Source organism: Dietzia sp. CW19 (assembly GCF_014145265.1).
In the GTDB taxonomy this organism is placed as follows: domain Bacteria; phylum Actinomycetota; class Actinomycetes; order Mycobacteriales; family Mycobacteriaceae; genus Dietzia; species Dietzia natronolimnaea.
In genome coordinates this window covers 1-19,528 of sequence record NZ_JAALEE010000566.1, presented here as the reverse complement: position 1 = coordinate 19,528, position 19,528 = coordinate 1, and the positions used below count along the sequence as shown (strand labels likewise).

General features: G+C 64.5%; 16 protein-coding genes. 3 read left to right on the top strand and 13 right to left on the bottom strand.

What is annotated here, in order from left to right; all coding sequences use genetic code 11:
- Positions 1-532 precede the first annotated feature (532 nt).
- The 7 genes from G6021_RS16630 to G6021_RS16605 are packed head-to-tail and all read right to left on the bottom strand — an operon-like array spanning position 533 to position 6,836.
- Positions 533-877, bottom strand: coding sequence for a MaoC/PaaZ C-terminal domain-containing protein (locus tag G6021_RS16630; protein ID WP_241736643.1), 345 nt, complete (start codon positions 875-877; stop codon positions 533-535).
- Entirely contained in the window at positions 874-1,017 is a 144-nt protein-coding gene (locus G6021_RS17700; protein WP_227022446.1) for a hypothetical protein, read from the bottom strand. Before G6021_RS17700 ends, G6021_RS16630 begins: the two co-directional genes overlap by 4 nt.
- Positions 1,014-2,177 (bottom strand): acyl-CoA dehydrogenase family protein, encoded by a 1,164-nt coding sequence (locus tag G6021_RS16625; protein ID WP_069388662.1) that lies wholly within the window; start codon positions 2,175-2,177, stop codon positions 1,014-1,016. The genes G6021_RS17700 and G6021_RS16625 overlap by 4 nt, the downstream gene beginning before the upstream one ends.
- Positions 2,178-2,200: 23 nt before the next feature.
- The gene (locus G6021_RS16620; RefSeq protein ID WP_069388661.1) at positions 2,201-2,998 is read right to left on the bottom strand and encodes an enoyl-CoA hydratase-related protein; all 798 of its coding nucleotides are present in this window, start codon (positions 2,996-2,998) and stop codon (positions 2,201-2,203) included.
- Positions 2,995-4,668 carry a long-chain-fatty-acid--CoA ligase gene (locus G6021_RS16615; protein WP_069388660.1) on the bottom strand — a complete coding sequence of 558 codons (1,674 nt, stop codon included), beginning with the start codon at positions 4,666-4,668 and terminating at the stop codon, positions 2,995-2,997. The genes G6021_RS16620 and G6021_RS16615 overlap by 4 nt, the downstream gene beginning before the upstream one ends.
- A gap of 51 nt (positions 4,669-4,719) precedes the next feature.
- A complete protein-coding gene (locus G6021_RS16610) occupies positions 4,720-5,925 on the bottom strand; it encodes a thiolase family protein (RefSeq protein WP_069388659.1) in 1,206 nt (401 codons plus the stop codon).
- On the bottom strand, positions 5,922-6,836 hold the full coding sequence (locus G6021_RS16605; protein ID WP_069388658.1) for a CoA transferase: 915 nt from the start codon (positions 6,834-6,836) through the stop codon (positions 5,922-5,924). Before G6021_RS16605 ends, G6021_RS16610 begins: the two co-directional genes overlap by 4 nt.
- Positions 6,837-6,934: 98 nt before the next feature.
- On the opposite strand from G6021_RS16605, the gene G6021_RS16600 reads away from it, so the two are divergent.
- Both G6021_RS16600 and G6021_RS16595 read left to right on the top strand, forming a co-directional pair.
- Positions 6,935-7,573 (top strand): TetR/AcrR family transcriptional regulator, encoded by a 639-nt coding sequence (locus G6021_RS16600; protein WP_069388657.1) that lies wholly within the window; start codon positions 6,935-6,937, stop codon positions 7,571-7,573.
- Positions 7,574-7,689: 116 nt separating this feature from the next.
- On the top strand, positions 7,690-9,225 hold the full coding sequence (locus tag G6021_RS16595) for a long-chain fatty acid--CoA ligase (RefSeq protein ID WP_069388656.1): 1,536 nt from the start codon (positions 7,690-7,692) through the stop codon (positions 9,223-9,225).
- 312 nt (positions 9,226-9,537) lie between these two features.
- On the opposite strand, the gene G6021_RS16590 is transcribed toward G6021_RS16595, so the two are convergent.
- Genes G6021_RS16590 through G6021_RS16565 form a run of 6 tightly spaced genes read right to left on the bottom strand, consistent with a single transcriptional unit; the run spans position 9,538 to position 17,493 of the window.
- The gene (locus tag G6021_RS16590) at positions 9,538-10,146 is read right to left on the bottom strand and encodes a TetR/AcrR family transcriptional regulator (RefSeq protein ID WP_069389038.1); all 609 of its coding nucleotides are present in this window, start codon (positions 10,144-10,146) and stop codon (positions 9,538-9,540) included.
- Positions 10,143-10,922 (bottom strand): enoyl-CoA hydratase family protein, encoded by a 780-nt coding sequence (locus tag G6021_RS16585; RefSeq protein ID WP_083249598.1) that lies wholly within the window; start codon positions 10,920-10,922, stop codon positions 10,143-10,145. Before G6021_RS16585 ends, G6021_RS16590 begins: the two co-directional genes overlap by 4 nt.
- Positions 10,919-12,982, bottom strand: coding sequence for a biotin carboxylase N-terminal domain-containing protein (locus tag G6021_RS16580; RefSeq protein WP_069389031.1), 2,064 nt, complete (start codon positions 12,980-12,982; stop codon positions 10,919-10,921). Before G6021_RS16580 ends, G6021_RS16585 begins: the two co-directional genes overlap by 4 nt.
- Before the next feature lie 7 nt (positions 12,983-12,989).
- The gene (locus tag G6021_RS16575) at positions 12,990-14,588 is read right to left on the bottom strand and encodes a carboxyl transferase domain-containing protein (protein ID WP_182641769.1); all 1,599 of its coding nucleotides are present in this window, start codon (positions 14,586-14,588) and stop codon (positions 12,990-12,992) included.
- Complete coding sequence (locus G6021_RS16570; protein WP_304814949.1) at positions 14,585-15,745, bottom strand: acyl-CoA dehydrogenase family protein; 1,161 nt, start codon at positions 15,743-15,745, stop codon at positions 14,585-14,587. The genes G6021_RS16575 and G6021_RS16570 overlap by 4 nt, the downstream gene beginning before the upstream one ends.
- On the bottom strand, positions 15,742-17,493 hold the full coding sequence (locus G6021_RS16565) for an acyclic terpene utilization AtuA family protein (RefSeq protein ID WP_182641768.1): 1,752 nt from the start codon (positions 17,491-17,493) through the stop codon (positions 15,742-15,744). Before G6021_RS16565 ends, G6021_RS16570 begins: the two co-directional genes overlap by 4 nt.
- Positions 17,494-17,719: 226 nt before the next feature.
- Between G6021_RS16565 and G6021_RS16560 the strand changes: the two genes are divergently transcribed.
- Positions 17,720-19,279, top strand: coding sequence for a long-chain fatty acid--CoA ligase (locus G6021_RS16560; RefSeq protein ID WP_069389037.1), 1,560 nt, complete (start codon positions 17,720-17,722; stop codon positions 19,277-19,279).
- Positions 19,280-19,528 lie beyond the last annotated feature (249 nt).

Genomic DNA, 19,528 nt, shown 5'->3' with positions numbered 1-19,528 from the left:
CGCCGCCATCGGCGAGCATCACCGCGGTATCGATCAGCACACGGCCGCGGTCGTGGATCGGGATAAATTGTCGGCGAGCCATGGCCCCTGACAGCGCGGCGGTCAGACCGACCTGATCAGCCAGAAGTCGAGGCGCGATGGCCCCGGCGTGGGAGATCACCCCGACACCATCAGCAGTAACGGACAGACCAGACGACCACGACGTACGCTTCACCTACCGAGTGCTTTCTGCTGGAGAACATGGAACCTTAGACAAGTCCCAGTTTCCCCTGTTCAGGAAGCACTTCGGTCTATTTTCGCCCAGCGATCCGCAGATCCCCGTGAATCACCGGGGTTAGCGGACGCGCCCGATCCGTCGAATAGGGGATGCCGCGCCGAAGGACGAGGTTTTAGGACGGGGGCCTGACTACTCTGCAGCCGCCGTCGTGAGGTGGGGTCACCGCGTCCCAAACTGACTTGCGGATCCGAGATGAAGGTCGCTTCGTCGATGTAGGTGCGGGACCGTTCTTTTGGATGACGTCCTGGCCGTGTGTCAGTTGAAGCCTCCGGACGGTGTCGCGACCTGTTCTCTCCGCCAAGTGACGATGGTCAGTTCGGCGTAGAGGACGGTGTGGTCGTCCTGATCGGTTAGCCGCATCTCCATCTTCACTCGTCCGCGTGTTCCGTCGAGAGTGATCTCGGCAATCCGGACGGTTCCAGTGAGAACGTTCCCGGGTCGGACGGGCGCCGGGAACCGGACCCGGTCGAATCCGAGCCCGGCGATCACTGCCCATTGGTTGAGCACTGTTTGTGTGAGCAGCCGTTGAGCGATGGCGATGGTGTGTACCCCGCTGGCGATGAGTCCGCGGAAGTGTCCCTTGGTTGGCGGCTTCCTCATCGATGAAACGATTGTGCGTCCCAGTGGGTGGCGAAATCGACCAGTTCGGCCTTGGAGACGGTGTGATCTCCCAGTTTGTGGATCTGGCCCGGGGTGAAGTCTTCGGCGTAGACGGACGGGCTCGGGGGCGTGGCGTTCACAGCGACCTGGCTACGAGCAGCTTCATGATCTCGTTGGTGCCGCCGTAGATCCGCTGCACGCGGGAGGCGGTGTACATCTGGGCGATGGGGTATTCCATCATGTAGCCGTAGCCACCGAACAGCTGTAGGCACTTGTCCACCACGCGGCACTGCATGTCGGTGGCCCACATCTTGATCATCGAGGCGCCGGCGGCGTCGAGGGTGCCGTCGATCTGGCGGCGGATGCCGTCGTCGATCATCGCCTTGCCGGCGTAGACGTCGGCCTTGCACTCGGCTAGTACGAACTGGGTGTTCTGGAAGTCCAGGAGTTTCTTGCCGAACGCATCGCGCTCTTTGACGTACCGGATGGTCTCGATCACTGCGGCCTCCGCCACTGCTACGCCGGCGACTCCGATGATGAGTCGCTCCCGCGGTAGCTGGGTCATGAGTTCGGCGAAGCCGGAGCCCTCCTCGCCGAGGATGTTCTCCACCGGTACCCGCATGTCGTCAAAGAAGAGTTCGCGGGTGTCCCATCCGTGCATGCCGATCTTCTCGAGGACGGCGCCGCGGGAGAAGCCCGCGACGTTATTGTCGACCTCGGCGACTAGTAGGGAGATGCCCTTGCCGCCGGCCGCTGGATCGGTCTTGGCCACGATGACAACCAAGTCGCAGTGGGTGCCGTTGGAGATGAAGGTCTTGGCGCCGTTGACCAGGTAGTGGTCGCCGTCGCGGATCGCTGTGGTCTTGACGTTCTGCAGGTCTGAGCCGGTACCGGGTTCGGTCATGGCGACGGCCACCACTTTCTCGCCGGAGGCGAGCCCGGGTAGCCAGCGGCGCTTTTGCTCCTCGGTCCCGTAGGCGTTGATGTAGTGGCTGACGATCGTGGAGTGCACGGTGAAGCCGAACGCGCTGTCGTGCGCGTACGCCAGTTCTTGGGCCACTACAGCCTCGTGGCCGAAGTCGCCTCCCCCGCCGCCGTCCTCGTCGGCGATGTCGGTGAGCAGTAGGCCTGCCGCCCCGGCTCTGTTCCAGAGTTCGCGGTCGACGTGGCCCTGCCGGGCCCAGTCCGCCTGGCGGGGGGTGACTTCTTGGGCGAAGAACGCGCGGGCGTGGTCCCGTAGCAACTCGTGGGACTCGGTTTGCCAGGTGGGGCGGTGGTCGGGGAACAGGGTGGTGGTCATGATCTTGTCCTTGTCGGGCCAGGTTAGCGGCCGGTGAAGTTCGGTGAACGCTTGGCCAGGAAGGCGGCCTGGCCCTCGTGGCTGTCGTCTGAGGCGAGCGCGTAGACGAAGTTGCGCTTTTCGTGCTCAAGCCCTGCGGTTATCGACCCGGTCTGCGCGGCCAGGGCGGCGTCTTTGGCCAGGGCCACGGCCAGCGGTGAGTTGGCCGAGATCCGCTGCGCCAGGGCGATCGCCTGTTCGACGACCTCGTCGTCGTCGACCACCTTTCCCACCAGGCCGAGGTTGGCGGCTTCGGTCCCGGTGGCAAGGTCACCGCTGAGTAGCAGTGCCATGGAGCGAGGTTTGCCTAGCGCCCGGATGAGTCGTTGGGTGCCGCCGCCGCCGGGGATGACGCCGAGCTTGACCTCGGGCAATCCCAGGCGGGCACCCTGGCCGGCGATGCTGGTGTCGCAGGCCAGGACGAGTTCGAGCCCGCCCCCCAGGGCCAGGCCCTCGACGGCTGCGATCACCGGTTTGGGGAAGTTTTCCAGGTCGGCCCATAGGGTCCCCCCGGAGGCCCGCCGGTGCCCGATCAACGGATCGGCGCGCAGGGCGTCGAACGCGGTGATGTCTGCTCCGGCGCAGAACACGCCGCCCGCGCCGGCCAGGACTATGGCGCGCACGGAGTCCTCGGTCCGCAGCTCGGCGAGGTGCTTGTTCAAGGCGTCGAACACCGCGGCGTTCAGTGCATTCCGGGCCTCGGGTCGGTTGATGCGCAGGATCGCGACGGCGCCGCGTCGTTCGCTGAGGACCACGTCATCGTGTCCGTTCTGGCCGCTCATTCCTCGGCTCCCCGGTAGAGATCGGCGTGGTCGGTGCGCAGCGTCTTCTTGTCCAGCTTGCCGACGCTGGTGCGCGGCAGCGCGTCGGCGAAGATGACGATGTCGGGCAGTTGCCACTTGGCGAACTTGTCTTCCAACACGGCGTGGATGTCGTCGACGCCGAGATCGGCGCCGTCTTCCTGGACGACGATCGCAACCGGGCGCTCTTGCCACTTGGGGTGCTCGATCCCCACCACTGCGGCTTCGCGGACCTGTGGGTGGGCGACGATCGCATTTTCCATGTCGATCGAGGAGATCCATTCGCCGCCGCTCTTGACCACGTCCTTGATGCGGTCGGTCAGCTTGAGGTAACCGTCGGAGCGGATCGTGCCGGCATCGCCGCTGCGCCACCAACCGTCGGCGAACGCGTCGCCCTTGTCCTCCATCTTGTGGTACCGCTCGATGATCCACGGGCCACGCATGAGCACCTCGCCCTGGGAGACACCGTCGTGGGGTAGTTCGGTTCCGTCCGGTCCGACGACCTTAATGTCGATCCCGTTGACCAGCAGACCCTGGGCCCGCTTGAGATCCCACTTCTCGTCCTCGCTGAGCACGTCCCGCAGCGTGTGCTTCAGGCCTGCGTTGACGGTGACCAGCGGAGTGGTCTCCGTGGCGCCGTAGGCGTGGATGATGTCAGCACCGGTGAGGTCATGGAAGCCGCGCATGAGCGTCAGCGACGGTTCGGTCGCCCCGGACAGCAGACGGGCGCGGCTGAAGTCCGGGCGTGTCTTGAGTGTCCGGATGTAGTCGAGCATCGGCTCGAAGATGGCGGGGGCACCGTTGGCCACGGTGACGGACTCGGAGATCATCGCGTCAACCAGCGCAGAGGTGTCCTCGGCCGTATACCGCCCGGGCAGCACCACCTTCGCGGCCGAGTAGATGGCCGACTGCGGCAGTCCCCAGCCCTGGCCGTGGAACATCGGGGTGATGATCATGACGGTGTCGTCGTCACCCATCTTCAACTGCGCTGCCTCGGAGAGGGTGTGGAGGTAGATCCCGCGATGGGAGTAGTACACGCCCTTGGGGCGGCCGGTGGTGCCGGTGGTGTAGCACGCGCTGTACGCCGAGGTCTCGTCGATCATTGGCCAGTCGAAGCCCGGTTCCGCGGCCGTCAGCGCGTCTTCCCAGTGGACGACCCCGGGCAGGGTGGTGGAGATCTCCGAGAGTGGTTTGTCCGTCATGACCACCCACGTCTTCACCCCGACACCCTGCTCGACCAGCGCCTCAGCCACGGGCAGTAGGGACTCGTCGACCAGCACGATCGAGGCTTCGGCGTGGTCGGTGACATATGCCAGGTCCACCGGGGCGAGGCGCAGGTTCATCTGCAGCATCACCGATGCGATACCGGGAATCGCCCAGTACAGCTCCATATGGCGTTTAGAGTTCCAATCCAGGATTCCCACCACCGTTCCGGGCCCGGCACCCAGCCCGGTCAGCGCGTGGGCTGACTTCCCGACCCGCTCGAACATGTCGGCGTAGGTGTAGCGGTCCCAGCCCCCGTCGACGGTGCGAAATACGATCTCCTGCTCGGGGTAGGTCCGGGTGGAGTGCCGCAGCAGGGTCGTGGTGTTGAGCTGATAACTGTCACCGTGTGTCGACGGCAGACCGGTGACGATGGGGCGGGACGTCATGGTGGTGCTCCTCAGTGGGGCTGGGACGGTGGCTGGGACGGACGGGACTCGTCAGAGGCGTTCGATGATGGTGGTGTTAGCGGTGCCGTGGGCTTCGCAGATGGTCTGTAGTCCGTATCGGCTGCCGGTGCGTTCGAGCTCGGTCAGCAGGTCGGTCATCATGCGGGCGCCGGTGGATCCGAGGGGGTGGCCCACGGCCACCGAGCCGCCGTTGACGTTGAGTTTGTCGTCGGGGACGCCGAACTCTCTTTGGAACATCAGCGGCACGCCGGCGAACGCTTCGTTGACCTCGAACAGGTCGATGTCGTCCACCGTGAGCCCCGACCGGTGAAGGGCCTTGCGGGTGGACTCGAGGATTGCGGTGAACTGGATGATCGGATCGGCCGCCGCGACCGCGTGGACCACGAAGCGGGCGCGGGGGGTGAGCCCGTTGGCCTCGGCGAACTCGCGGTCGGCGATGAGCAGTGCGGCGGCGCCGTCGCTGAGCTGGGAGGAGTTGGCTGCGGTGGTCTTGCCGTCCTCGGCGAACACTGTCCGCAGGGACGCCATCTTCTCCGGGTCGAGCTCGGCCCGGATCCCCTCATCCGCGGTAACGGGCTCGCTGGAGTCATCGAGCGGGTCGCGGCGCAGCGGAACCAGCTGGGTCTCGAAGCGGCCGTCGCGGGTGGCGGCCAGCGCCCGCTCGTGGCTCCGGCGGCTGAACGCGTCGAGTTCCTCTCGGCTGAGGTCGAAGCGGGTGTTCATCAGCTCACTGGACGGGCCTTGCACCAGCAGTCCGCCGTCGTAGCGGGCCAGTTCCCGGGGGGAGTACTGCGGGCCGAGCGGGGCTCCGGGCTGTAGGGACGACGGCAGTGCCACCTGCGACATCGACTCCACGCCGCATGCGATGGCGAGGTCGTAGGACCCCGCCTCCACACCGTGGGCGGCAAATGCCACAGCTTGTTGCCCCGAGCCGCACTGTCGGTCCACGGTCACTGCCGGCACCGAATCGGGCAGGCCGGAGGAGAGCACTGCATGGCGGGCGATGTTGGAGCTCTGCTGGTCGTGCGTCATCACACATCCGGCGATCACGTCGTCGATCTTCTCCGGCGCCACATCACTGCGGCGAACCAGTTCCTTGAGGGTGGCCCCCAGCAGATCGGCGGGATGCCAGGCGGCCAGCGCCCCGCCGCGCTTGCCGACCGGTGTCCGGACGGCATCGATGATCACGGCCTCGCGGGTGGTGCGGAAGCTACGGGGCTGGGGGGAGTCGGTCATGACTGGGTCCTTCCTCGGGGTGGTCGGGTGGTGGTCGCCGTGAGCGCGTGGGTGGTCTGCGCTGTGGCCGGCCGGGCATGGCGAACGGCGCTGAGCGGGATGTCGTGGCGCGCGGCCAGATCCTCCCAGTGGGCCGTGGGGTGCGCGCTGAAGGCGCGGGCGTAGGCGGCGTATGTGCCGTCACAATCGAGTACCTCTCTGATGTGGACCTCGAAGTGCGGCTCGAGTGCCCCCAGAGCGATATGGCCGTCGGCGGTGGCATAGATGTTGTAGGAGGGCAGAGCCCCGCCCAGTGGTGCTCCATCGCCGAACAGTCCGTGTCGGAGGGCGGCCGCGGAGTCGTACGCGGCCGCGTCGAGAGTGATGCGTTGATGTCCACCGGAGTCGTGCTGTCCCCGCGCCAGCAGCAGGGCCAGGGCGGCCGAGATGGCCCGCTCCCCACCGATGGTGTCGGCGACCGGGACCAGCGGCAGGTGTGGCGGTCGGATGGTGCCGTATCTTGCCTGATATGTCAGGTCGTGGCCCGCGACTTCCTCGTCGGCGCCGTCGTAGCCCACGATCTCCACATGACACAACCGCGGGAAGCGGTCGCCGAGGTTGCCGAGGCCGAGACGGCGAAGCGCTGACGGGCGCATGGCGGTCACCAACACGTCCGCCGTATCGAGCAGCCTGGTCAGCTCCTCCGGGCCGCTACCACTCTTGAGGTCGACCCGACGGACCTCCACCCCCTGTGTCAGTTCTGCGTACCAGGAGGGCGCGGCCACGGCCAAGGCGTCACCCGCCGGCGGCTCCACTTTGATCACCGCGGCGCCGAGGTCACTAAGGCCTGCTACGGCTAGCGGACCGGGCAGGTTGGTAGCCAATGAGACGACCTGTATGCCGACTAGGGGTCGGAGCGATCGAAGACTCATTTCGGTGACTATACAAGCGGTCAGTAAACTTAGCCATCGTATAGCGCTAACGGTTGGCGCGTCCCCGTAGACTCGTTTATCAACGGAAGGGAGGCCGCGTGGACCGCCCCGCCCAGCATTTCGACGACCAAGACCTCACCGCCAAAGCGCGAATCCGCAACGCCGCTCTCGAGCTTTACGCGGCCAACGGCGAGGACCGCACACCGATGCGGGCAGTCGCGGCCGCCGCCGGGGTGACCGTCGGGCTGGTGGTTCATCACTACGGGTCCAAAGACGGCCTCCGCGAGGCTGTGGAGCAGATCGTCGTGGAACGTTTCGCGTCGGCCCTTGCTTCTGCCCCGACCGATGGGGCCGGCGAACAAATCGCTCGCGTCCGGAACGAGTCCGTCGCGGAAATGCTGGTCAGAAACCCGGAGGTGGTCAACTACCTCCGACAGGCGCTACTTGAACCCGGTGGCCGGCGGGGGCAACTGCTGGAGCGACTTACCGAACTCACCCACCGGGAGGTCGTTGCGATGCGCGAGACTGGCGCGGCCTCGCGAGGTCGCGCCGATTCCGTCCAGGTGGTCGACGTGATGATCAACCAGATGGGCCGGCTGTTCCTGCAGCCGCTGGTCGATGCCGTCTGGACTCACCTCGGGACCTTCACTCACACCGAGGGGCACAGCAAGCCCGAACTCGGCGTGAGCGTGTCCGAGGGTGGAGCTGTCGATCGTTTCCCCGGGCCCGCCACCTGAGCCGCGTTTCCGGCTTCACTGAACATTTGTACAAGCACCGCGCTGGCGGTTACAGTTTCGGCTGTGTCCGGGGTCACATGTCCGATCCCGGAGTCTTCAACACCTCAGGAGTCACCATGGCCACTCTCGGAGGCGCCCTCGCGCTCAATGCCCGTCGGCACCCGGACAAAACTGCACTGATCTTCGGCGAGAGCATCTACTCGTATGAGCAGCTTGCGGCCCGGACCGATCAGTACGCGCATGCGTTGGCGTCGCTCGGAGTCGGTAAGGGCGACAGGGTGGCGCTGCTGAGCCCGAACTCCGATGCGTACGTCCTGGGCTTGTACGGAGCGTTCCGACTGGGGGCCATCGCTGTGCCTCTCAACCCTCGCGTGCCGGCCCGCGAACTTCGCTACCTGCTCGAGGACTCCGGTGCGACGGTGCTGCTGTATTCCGAGGAGCTCGCGGTGGTGGTGGCCGGTCTCGACGAGCTCGATCCGCTGCCGTCCGCGCCGCAAAGCCTGGTGCTGGACGAGGCCGCAGCGCAGGGCATCGCGCGGCTCGCAGACACCATGCCGACCACCGCGCCGGAGGCGGAGGTCATCGAGGACGACGACTGCATCATCCTCTACACCTCAGGCACGACCGGGCGCCCCAAGGGAGCGTTGTTCGACCACCACCGCATGCTGTGGGTGGGGAACTCGGTTTCCGCACTCGGCATGAATAGCTTCGACCGGAATCTGCACGTCGCGCCGATGTACCACTGCGCGGAGTTGGTCCTGTTCGTGATGTCAGGGTTCAGCCTGGGCACCACTCACGTGGTGCTGCCAGCGTTCGAGCCCAAGGCGGTCCTGGATGCGCTGGAGAAGCACCGCATCACCGTGTTCCTGGGCGTGCCCACCATGTACCAGATGCTGCTGCAGTACCCCGAACTCGGCACGCGCGATCTGTCCGCATGGCGGCTGGGCTTCTTTGGCGCCGCACCAATGCCGCCGAACGCGGCGACCAGCTTGCTCGCCACCTTGCCGCACGTGCAGTTCTTCCAGCTGTGCGGCCAGACCGAGGGCGGCCCGACCGGAATCTTCCTCACCCCGGACGAAGTACGCGCCCGCCCGGATGCCACCGGACGGATGTCCATCACCAATGCCGAGACGCGGATCGTCGATGACGAGGGCAACGACACCGCGGTCGGCGAGCCCGGGGAGATCATTTACCGAGGCGAGACCATCATGAAGGGCTACTGGAACAAACCCGAGGCCACCATGGATGCGCTCCGCAACGGCTGGCTGCACAGCGGCGACGTGGCGGTCCGGGACGCTGACGGGTTTATCACAATCGTTGATCGGATGAAAGACATGATCATCACGGGCGGGCGCAACGTCTACTCGGTGGAGGTCGAACAGGCCCTCGCCAGCCACCCGGACGTGGCCGATGTGGCGGTCGTCGGGCGGCCGGACGAGATGTTCGGGGAGAGCATCATCGCCGTCGTCACCCCGGTTGAGGGCCGCGACGTCGCCTTGGAGTCACTCCGCGAGTACGGATCCCAGTACATTGCGGGTTATAAGCTTCCGCGCGAGCTCATCACCCGGCCCATTCCGCGTAACCCCTCGGGGAAGATTCTCAAGCACGTGCTGCGCGATGCAATCACGGAAGGCGCAGTCGCCACCAACTAGCAATCGGATAGCTCGTTAGGTTCCTCTGCTGATCCACCTGCCATTTGGCCCGCTCGGGGAGGGGTCGAGTTCGCGGGATACTCGGCATCGTCTACTTGTCATAACGTCTGGATGTCGGCGTGGCCTGCTTAGTTGCTGGTGTTACACGTAGTGCGAGCAGCATTGGCGATGTCGCGAATCGCGCCGGTGGCATTGTCAATGTTCAGTGGCGGTTCCCATCGCTGTAGCGGCGGGTCCGGCCGCTGCGGAATCGGGAGCTGGCAGCAGGACCGATGCAGGCAGGTGTGCATTCAGTCCGTGAGCCGGGTCTGGCTAAGCGTCCGTCCGAGTTTTGATCGTCCGGAGCTCCTCGGCCCACGTCCGGGCGAGGGCGCGGCGACGTTTCGAATCGTCGGTTAGTGTGTCTGCGAGGCCGAGGCCACGTGCAATGTCTAGGGTTAGCTGGATGAGTCGGTGAGTTCGAGTGTCGGAGTCGTCGGCGTTCAATAGTTCGACAGCCATGGAATGGGCACTTCGGGCGAACTTGGCTTCGAGCGGTACGACACGCTCTCGTAGGTCGGGGTCTGCCGCTGCCGCTGTCCATACTTGGAGGGCGGATTTGAACACTGAACCGGAGTAGTGCCCGAAGAGAAGATCAACGACGTGTTGTTCGCGACTGACACCTTCCGGCGGGTCGCGGAGCTCTCCCATGATGTGGTCGGCGCTGGCCGACCACATGTGATCGAGGGCGGCCGTGATGAGGTCTTCCCGGGTGCGGTAATAGTGTTGCAGTGCACCTCGACTGATGCCCGCCTTCTCCGCGATGAGGCCGACTGTGGTCATGGCCCAACCGTGCGACATAAGGCACTCAACCGTCGTGTCGAGAAGTTTCTGGCGGGTCAGTTTGTTTCTGTCCTCCCGAGAGATGTAGTCTGCGGTCATTCTGCCCACCACGGGCGACGTTTTTCTAAGAAGGCTGCCATTCCCTCCCCGGCTTCTACGCTGTGGAACAGTTGGACTGACTGTTCGATGACTCGATCAGTTGACCGTTCGAACTCGGCCAGTATCTCATAATTGACCAGCTGTTTTGACTCGCGCAATCCCTGCGGTGAGCATGTCGCGAATGCAGCGCACAGTGTGTCGACGGCAGTATCGACCTCCTCCGCGACTTCGGTGACCAGTCCGTTGGTCAGTGCTTCCTCGGCGGAGATTGTTGAGCCAGTTAGCATCATGTGCGACGCCGCGCGCGAGGTCATGCGCGGCAGCACTGTCAGAGAGATTACCGAGGCAGCCAGTCCGAGGCGCGATTCGGTGAGACCGTAGGTTGAATTGCGGCCGGCGACGACTATGTCGCAGGCGGCGACCAGTCCCATACCGCCAGCCCGGACGTGCCCGTTAATCCGTCCGATGACGGGTTTGGGGGCTCGGAGGATGCTGTGCATCAGTTGCGTGGTCTGCTCCGCGCGGCGACGTGCAGGATCCACCCCTCCGTCGGTGACTGACGCGTCGACCAGGTCGGCGCCGGCGCAGAACGTTCCGCCTGTATGGGTCAGCACGATTGTTCGGACCGCGTCGTCCTGGGCGGCCACGGCAAAGCTGGCAAGGAGTTCGTCCACAAGCCGTTCGGATAGTGCGTTGCGATTGTGGGGCGAGTCCAGAGTGAGCGTTGCTATTCCGCCGGCGCGTTCCGCCCGGACCAGCGGGCCAGTGACGGTCATGTCGCCTCCGCCTCTTCATCGGATGCGGTGATCACGGCGAGGGGGGCGTCCACTTCGACTTGGTCGCCCTGACTGACGAGCACCTCGCTCACCTCACCTGTGACGGCAGCTGTGACGGAGTGTTCCATTTTCATCGCCTCGATCCATAGAATTGGCTGCCCCTTTTCGACGAGGTCACCCGGTTTGACCGCAACTCGGATTACGGCGCCGGGCATCGGGGCGAGCAGAGAGCCCTCTGCGACCGCTTGCGCGGGATCGATGAAGCGAGCGGTTTCGCACAGGGCGACTGCGCCGCGCGGCGTGTCCACGTGCAGCACGTTCGCGCCCGAACTCCCCCCACCGTAGCGGGCGACGTCGAAAGGCAAGACCACGCCGTCGACCTCGATCCGTACGCGGGTGGGGCTTGCCGAGACGACGTGAATTGTCTCTATCGACTCGGGGACGCTGCCCGGTGCCAGCACGATTCCGGAACGGTCGAGCCGGTACTTGATCTCGTACTCGTCGGTCTCCGTGCGAAAACCACGCGACTGGAAAGGGTGGCCGACATTGCGCCAGCCTAGGGGGGCCGCGATGCCCATCGGAGCTGATTCTTGCTCGCCGGTGGCGACCGCGATCGCCGCAGCGATGGCGGCGAGCCGCTCCGTCTCAAGGGAGGCGAGTGGGGCAGCGAGAGTGGCGAGCCCGTGACGGTCGAAGAAGGCGGTGTCGATCTCGCCGGCGAGGAATGCAGGGTGGAGCAGTGTCCGCACGAGCAGGTCCCGATTCGTACGCAGCCCGTGAACCTGGGCACGGGCCAGTGCAGTGGCGAGAATGCGGGCGGCTTCCGGGCGGGAGTGGGCGAACGAGATTACCTTGGCGAGCATGGGGTCGTAGTGCACCCCGACCTCGTCGCCGTCGACTACCCCGGAATCAAGCCGCAGGCCGGGCGAGGTGAGTACGGCGAACTCGGTTGCGGTCTCCTGAACCAAGAAGCGATGGACGGGGCCGGCTTGGGGTTGCCAGTCGCGCGCCGGATCCTCGGCGTAGAGGCGGGCCTCGATCGAATGGCCGACTGTGGCCGGCTCTCCACCACTTAGAGGCTCTCCGTTCGCGACGTCGATCTGCAGTGAGACGAGGTCCAGTCCCGTCGTGCACTCGGTGACAGGATGCTCGACCTGCAGTCGCGTGTTCATCTCCAGGAAGAAGAATTCACCGTCGTTGTCGGCGAGGAATTCCACGGTACCGGCGCCCACATAACCGATGGATTCTGCGGCGGTGCGGGCGGCATCGTACAGTCGGGCACGCATGGCTGCGCCGATCTGCTCGACTAGCGGGGACGGTGCTTCCTCGATCACCTTCTGGTGGCGTCTTTGGATAGAACACTCACGCTCGCCGACCGCCCACACGCTTCCGTGCATGTCGGCCATCACCTGAACCTCGATGTGGCGGCCCGCCTCGATGTATCTCTCACAGAACACGGTGTCGTCGCCGAATGCGGACGCCGCTTCTCTCGCCGCGTACGACAGCTCGGCCGGTAGGTTCGCAAGATCTCGCACGATTCGCATTCCCCGGCCGCCCCCGCCCGACGAGGCCTTGATCAGCACGGGCAGCTCAGCTTCGGTGATGGATGCCGGGTCGAGACGTCCCAAGACCGGCACCCCTGCCTCTGCCATGATCCGTTTGGACTCGACCTTTGACCCCATGAGGTCGATGCTCTCCGGCGTTGGGCCGATCCAGATCAGTCCAGCCGCTCGCACCTCCCGTGCGAACCCGGCGCTTTCGGACAGGAAACCGTAACCCGGGTGGATGGCGTCTGCTCCGGCGGCGAGTGCCGCCTTGATTATCAGGTCACCGCGAAGATAGGTGTCGGTCGGTGTCGAGCCCGGAAGCCGGACCGCGGCGTCGGCTTCGGTGACGAACGGGCTGTCTGCGTCGGCGTCGGAGAACACAGCGATGGTGCCGAGTCCACGACGTCGACAGGTGGCAAATATCCGGCGGGCGATCTCCCCGCGGTTTGCGACGAGCACGGTCGTTGCGGTCGACGCTGATGGCGTACTGACAGGGGTGTGCTGGGTGTTCACTGCGGGCTCACATTCGGAAGACGCCGAAGGACGTGGTGCCTTCGATCGGTGCGCTGTGGATGGCGGACAGACTCAATCCGAGGACGGTGCGGGTGTCTCGGGGGTCGATGACACCGTCGTCGTACAGGTGGCCGGATAAGAAGGCCGGCAACGATTCGGAGTCGATCTGTTCCTCGATGGCAGCGCGGACCGCGGCGTCGGCTTCTTCGTCAAATTCCTTGCCCTGGGCCAGCGCCGACGCCCGGCTAACCGTGGAGATCACGCCCGCGAGTTGCGTTCCGCCCATGACGGCCGAGCGGAGCGTCGGCCAACTGAACACGAATCGTGGATCGAAAGCGCGTCCGCACATCCCGTAATGGCCCGCGCCGTAGGAGGAACCGAGGAGCAAGGAGATGTGCGGGACTTTCGAGTTGGAGACGGCGTTGATCATCATTGCGCCGTGCTTGATGATGCCGTTTTGTTCGTACTCCTTGCCCACCATGTACCCGGTGGTGTTGTGCATGAACAACAGTGGCGTGTTCGATCGATTGGCGAGTTGGATGAACTGGGTCGCTTTCTGCGCCTCCTCCGAGAACAGCACACCGCGGGCGTTGGCCAGGATGCCGACGGGATGCCCGTGGATGCGTGCCCAGCCGGTGACCAGCGACGTGCCGTATCTGGATTTGAACTCGTCGAAGTCGGAACCGTCGACGACCCGGGCGATCACCTCGCGCGGGTCGAACGGGATTTTCAGATCTGGTGGCACGATGCCGAGCAGCTCAGCCTCGTCGTATAGGGGGGACACCACCTCTGTAGACACGGCCGGGCCGGACTTCGTCCAGTTGAGTCGTGACACGATCTGGCGGCCGATGCGGAGGGCGTCCTGCTCGTCGAGAGCGTAGTAGTCGGCCAAGCCGGACACTTTGGCGTGCATGGCCGCTCCGCCGAGCGACTCGTCGTCGGTGATCTCTCCCGTGGCCGCCTTGACTAGTGGGGGGCCTCCGAGGAACACCTTCGATCGGTTCTCGATCATCACGATGTGGTCGCTCATGCCGGGGATGTACGCTCCTCCGGCCGTCGAGTTGCCGAAGACCAGCGCGATCGTGGGGATCCCCTCGGCAGAGAGTTGAGTGAGGTTGCGGAACATCGCCCCACCGGGGACAAAGATGTCCTTCTGGGTGGGCAGATCGGCGCCGCCCGATTCCACGAGATTGATGACCGGAAGGCGGTTCTGTCGCGCGATGTCGCCCATGCGGAGGATCTTGCGCATCGACCACGGATTGAGTGAACCGCCCTTGTCAGTCGGGTCGTTGGCAACGATCATGCACTCGACACCGCTGACGACACCGATGCCGGAGACAACAGCGGCGCCGACGGTGAACTTCGAACCCCATGCGGCGAGAGGGCACAGCTCCAGAAACGGTGTGTCCCGGTCGACGAGGAGCTCGATCCGCTCTCGAGCAGTGAATTTATCGCGGTCGTGGTGCCTGGCGACGGCCTTCTCCCCGCCGCCGGCGAGTACCGCGGTCAATTCCTCTTCGATGCCGGAGAGCTTCTCGATCATGGAATCGAGTGCCACCCGGTAATCGTTGCTGCGTGAGTCAAGTGTGCTGTTCAGCATGGTCATGATCGGTATCCCAAGTGTTTGGCTGCAAGTGCGGTGAGGATTTCGGACGTGCCTCCGCCGATACCGAGAATGCGCATGTCACGGTATTGCCGTTCGACTTCGATTTCGCGCATGTAGCCGAGTCCGCCGAACAGCTGCACTGCCCTGTCGACGACCCATTCGCCGGCCTCCACCGCAGTGTTCTTCGCGAAGCAGACCTGCGCGATGACGTCTTCGCCTCGCATATCGGCATCGACGACGGCACGGCAGTATGTCCGGGCGACATCTATCCGGCGGGCCATCTCTGTCAGGGTGTTCTGTACGGACTGACGGCTGATGAGTGGTTCGCCGAAGGTCACTCGATCCTGGCACCATTGTTCGGTCAGTTCGAGTGCGCGCTGCGCGCCCGAGTAGGCCTGTGCCGCCAAGAAGACGCGCTCGGAGACGAACGCTTGAGAGATCAAATCGAATCCCGCGTTCTCTGGCCCGATGAGGTTCCTCACGGGGACCCGAACGTCGTCGAACGTCAGTTCGGCGGTGTCTGAGGCGTTCCATCCCATCTTTTCGAGCTTTCGGCTCACGGAGAAGCCGGGTGTGTCGGTGTCGATGACGATCAGCGATACGCCGGACGCGCCGCGCCGCTCGGGTCCGCCGGTGCGGACCGCTGCGACGACGAAGTCAGCGCGACACCCAGAGGTGATGAAGGTTTTTGAGCCGTTGATGACGAAGTGGTCTTCATCTCGTCGGGCTGTGGTGCGCAGGTGCCCGACATCGGAACCGCCGCCGGGTTCGGTGATGGCCAACGCTCCGATCCGGTCGCCGGCGAGGGTGGGTACCACCCAGGTGTCGATCTGCCGCTGGTCGCCCGCAGTGACGATGTGCGGCACTGAAATCCAGCAGGTGAGTAAGGAGGCTTGGACTCCGCCCGAGGAGCCGGCTTCGTGCAGGGCTTCGCAGACGGTGACCTGGTGACGCAGATCCCCGCCGCCACCGCCAGCGTGTTCGGGAAATTGAGGGCCGAGCAGGCCCAATGCTCCGGCTTTGCGGTGGAGTACCCGGGGGATCTCGCCGGCACGCTCCCATTCCTCCAGGTGCGGGAGGATCTCTCTTTGTGCGAAGTCGCGCGCGGTGGATCGCAATGAAGTGATCTCGTCCGATTGCCACGGGTTGGCGCTCACTGGTCTGCCTCCGTAAGAACTAGCTCGGGGATGTCAATAGTGCGGGAGCGCAACCATTCACCCAGTGCTTTGGCTTGCGGGTCGAAGCGGGCGTTGTATGCGACGCCCTCGCCGAGGATTCCGGCGAGGACGAAATTGACGGCATGAAGATTGGGTAACACGGTGCGGGTCACCTCCAGATCCGCACACTCCGGCAGCATGCGTCGCAGCTGCTCGATCGTCAGGGCCTCGGCAAGCCAGTCGAAGGCAGCCTCGTCGCGCACCCAGACCCCGATGTTTGCGTTGGGGCCCTTGTCTCCGCTGCGAGCGCCGGCGATCGTCCCCAGCGGTAGCCGGCGCATCGGCCCCCAGTAATCGGGGTGTGACGAGGCCGCGTCGCCGCCGTCGTCCGCCGCTCGGTGATCGGTGTGAGCGGGAACGAGGTCGGTGGTCACCTCGGGTGCCGCGATCGGGATTCGTTTTCCGTCGGGCAGCACTGCGGTGTGATCGACGTCCTCCTGTGTGATGTAGCCCGGAGTAAACACCCCGTAGGTACTGCCGGCCGACGGCGGCGCCGTCGTGTGGAAACCCGGGACCGTTCCGAGTGCGATTTCGATGACCGAGTTGGAGAACTTCCGCCCGACTTTCTCGCGATCGTCGTCGCGTGCGACCACAGTCAGACGGGCGCTCGCCAATTCTTCCGTGGGGGAGTCGATGCGGTCGGTCCGGGCCAGCTCCCACGACAGTTCTCGAGGTCTGGCGGGCAGCGCGTCTTCGACCTGCCTGCGAACCAGGTCGGCTTTGGCCTCGATATCCAAGCCGGTGAGTATGACACTGACTTCGTTGCGAACCCCGCCGATGCTGTTGAGTGAGACCTTGAGCTCCGGTGGTGGAGCCTCGCCCCGGACACCGCTGATGCGCACGCGATCCTGTGCCTCTTGAGACAGGACAATGGAGTCGAGACGGGTGGTGACGTCCGGCCCGGCGTACCGGGCGTCGGTCACCTCGTAGAGGAGTTGGGCGGTCACCGTGTCGACGGTGACCGCTCCACCGGTTCCCGGGTTTTTGGTGACAACACTGCTGCCATCGGCCTCGATCTCGACAATCGGAAAGCCTGGTCGCATCAGGTCAGGAATCTCCCTGAAGAAAGAGAGATTTCCTCCGGTGGCCTGTGTGCCGCACTCGATGACATGCCCCGCGACAGTCGCTCCGGCGAGTTCGTTGAAGCTTTCCCTGCCCCAACCGAAGTGGTGGATCGCAGGCCCGGCGACAAGCGATGCGTCGGTGACCCGACCGGTGACCACGATGTCGGCACCCGCCGCAAGGCAACTCGCGATGCCGAACCCTCCCAGGTAGGCATTCGCCGACAGGGGGCTGCCCAGCCCGAGTTCCTCTGAACGGCTGGTGACGTCGTCGCCGTTTAGGTACGCGATGCTCGGTGTGAGGCCAAGCGAGTCGGCGATGTGCTGCAGTGCCTGCACCAGGCCTGCGGGATTGACCCCTCCGGCGTTCACCACGATGCGCACGCCCCGATCAAGCGCCATGCCCATGCATTCCTCCATCTGTCGGAGGAAGGTCTTTGCGTACCCGGTGCTGGCATCTTCCGCCCGGTCTTTGGCGAGGATCAGCATGGTGAGTTCGGCGAGATAGTCACCGGTGAGAACGTCGAGTTCTCCGCCGCCAAGCATTTCTCTCATCGCCGAGAAGCGGTCGCCGTAGAAGCCGGAAAAGTTCCCGACCCTCAAAGACGGTGCGGTGGGGGAGGCCATGCCAGGTCGATCCCTTCGTCAATGTGCTTGATAGCAAGAAGTCGACGACGGGGAGCGCATCGGCTCGGCCTGGTAATCATCGGCGCTATCACTGGAACCATCGCACAACCGACAAACCTAAGCAAGCATGCTTGCTTAGTTTGGGTCTGCAACTTACAGTGGTCTCGATCACACCGGCCATCGCCGGAAAAGATTGCCCCACTTTCGTGACCGATTGGACGTGTTCATGGATAACGGCTTCGGCAATTGGCCTTCGCTGCATCGCCTCCGTAACCCTCGGCGCATCGCGCTGCTCGATGGCGAGACCGGACTGGGCTTGTCCTACGAAGAGCTTGACCTGCGAACCAACGCACTGGCGGATGTGCTGCGCGGCATGGGCGTGGCCAAAGGGGACCGGGTCGCCCTGGTCACGCTGAACAGTCCACACATGCTCGAGGTCCTCTGTGCCGTTGCCAAGCTGGGCGCGATCTCCGTGCCGGTCAACTATCGACTGTCGCCTCCCGAAATCCGATTCATTCTTGAGGACTCAGGCGCGGAAATCGTCTTCACCTCGACCCAGACATCCGAGACGGTCCGTGACGCCGTCGCTGGGACCCCCGTGCGGGAACAAATCGAGATTCCGTCGGCGGCCCAACGTAAAGACTCGGTGAGCTCGACCTACGAGAACATGGTGAGCGCTGGCGACACCGACCGCGTCGAAGAGGACATCGATCGCGATGACCTCGGCATGTTGATGTACACCTCCGGCACGACCGGCCCCCCGAAGGGGGCCATGCTCACCCACGACAACATCCTGTGGAACGCCATTAACAACTTCACCCTCGCCGGGGAAGGGCTCACCCCGCGCGACATCAATCTCGCGGCTGCCCCGCTTTTCCACATCGGTGCGCTAGGCATCTTCACACTTCCACTGCTCTACGCGGGCGGGACGACCGTGATCATGGAGTCATTCGCTCCCGAGCAGTGGCTTGATGCCGTCGATCGCTACCGTCCCACGCTCGCATTTTGCGTCCCTGCGATGTGGGCGGCACTCGACGTCTCGCCCACCATTGACAGGCGCGACCTCGGTTCTCTGCGGTACGTCCTGTCCGGCGGTGCGCCCTGCCCGATCGTTCTCATCGATGCCATGCGCGAACGCGGGTTGACGTTCGTCGAGGGCTTCGGTCTCACCGAGACCGCCCCGTTTGTCGCGGCCCTTAACGGAGATGAGGTCGTTGACCATGCTGGTTCGATCGGAAAACCAGTAGTGCACGTGGATCTGCGGATTGTCAACGAGATGGACGAGGATGTGGACCCCGGGGAGACCGGCGAGCTCGCGATCCGCGGCCCGAACGTCTTTGCTGGCTACTGGAACAACGCCGAAGCCACCGAAGACGTACTTAAAGATGGGTGGTTCCTGTCAGGTGACCTCGCGCGCAGGGATGACGAGGGCTACTACTCGATTGTCGACCGCAAGAAAGACATGATCATCAGCGGCGGCGAAAATGTCTACGCCACCGAGGTCGAGCAGGTGCTCTACCAGAACCCTGATGTGGCGGAAGTTGCGGTGATCGGACGTCCGGACCCGCGCTGGGGAGAGTCCGTCGCCGCCGTCGTTGTTTGTACGCCAGGCGCCGACATAAAGGCCGAAGAGCTGATCTCCTGGACCCGCCAGCGGCTGGCCGCGTTCAAGTGCCCCCGCACTGTTGTTTTCCTCGATGCGCTCCCGCGGACCGCTACAGGCAAGGTAATCAAGCGGGATCTGCGAAAGTCCTGGACTGACGACGGCACGGCGGTGCAGCGATGATCAGTCCTGACCACACAACTGACTGTGGCCAGGCCAGCTCATGACGGTGGCAGAACATTCCCCGTCGCCGAACACGAACGAGCAAGGACTGCCATGAAACCCGATCTCTCAGGTGTCACACCACTAGAGCTGAACCTGGCCACACGTGTATCGATCGGGGACTTGTTGACTCGAACAGCGTTCATGGCCCCTGCGCGCATCGCGATTTCCGAAGAGGACACCGAGTGACCTGCCGCGTCGATTTCGGAC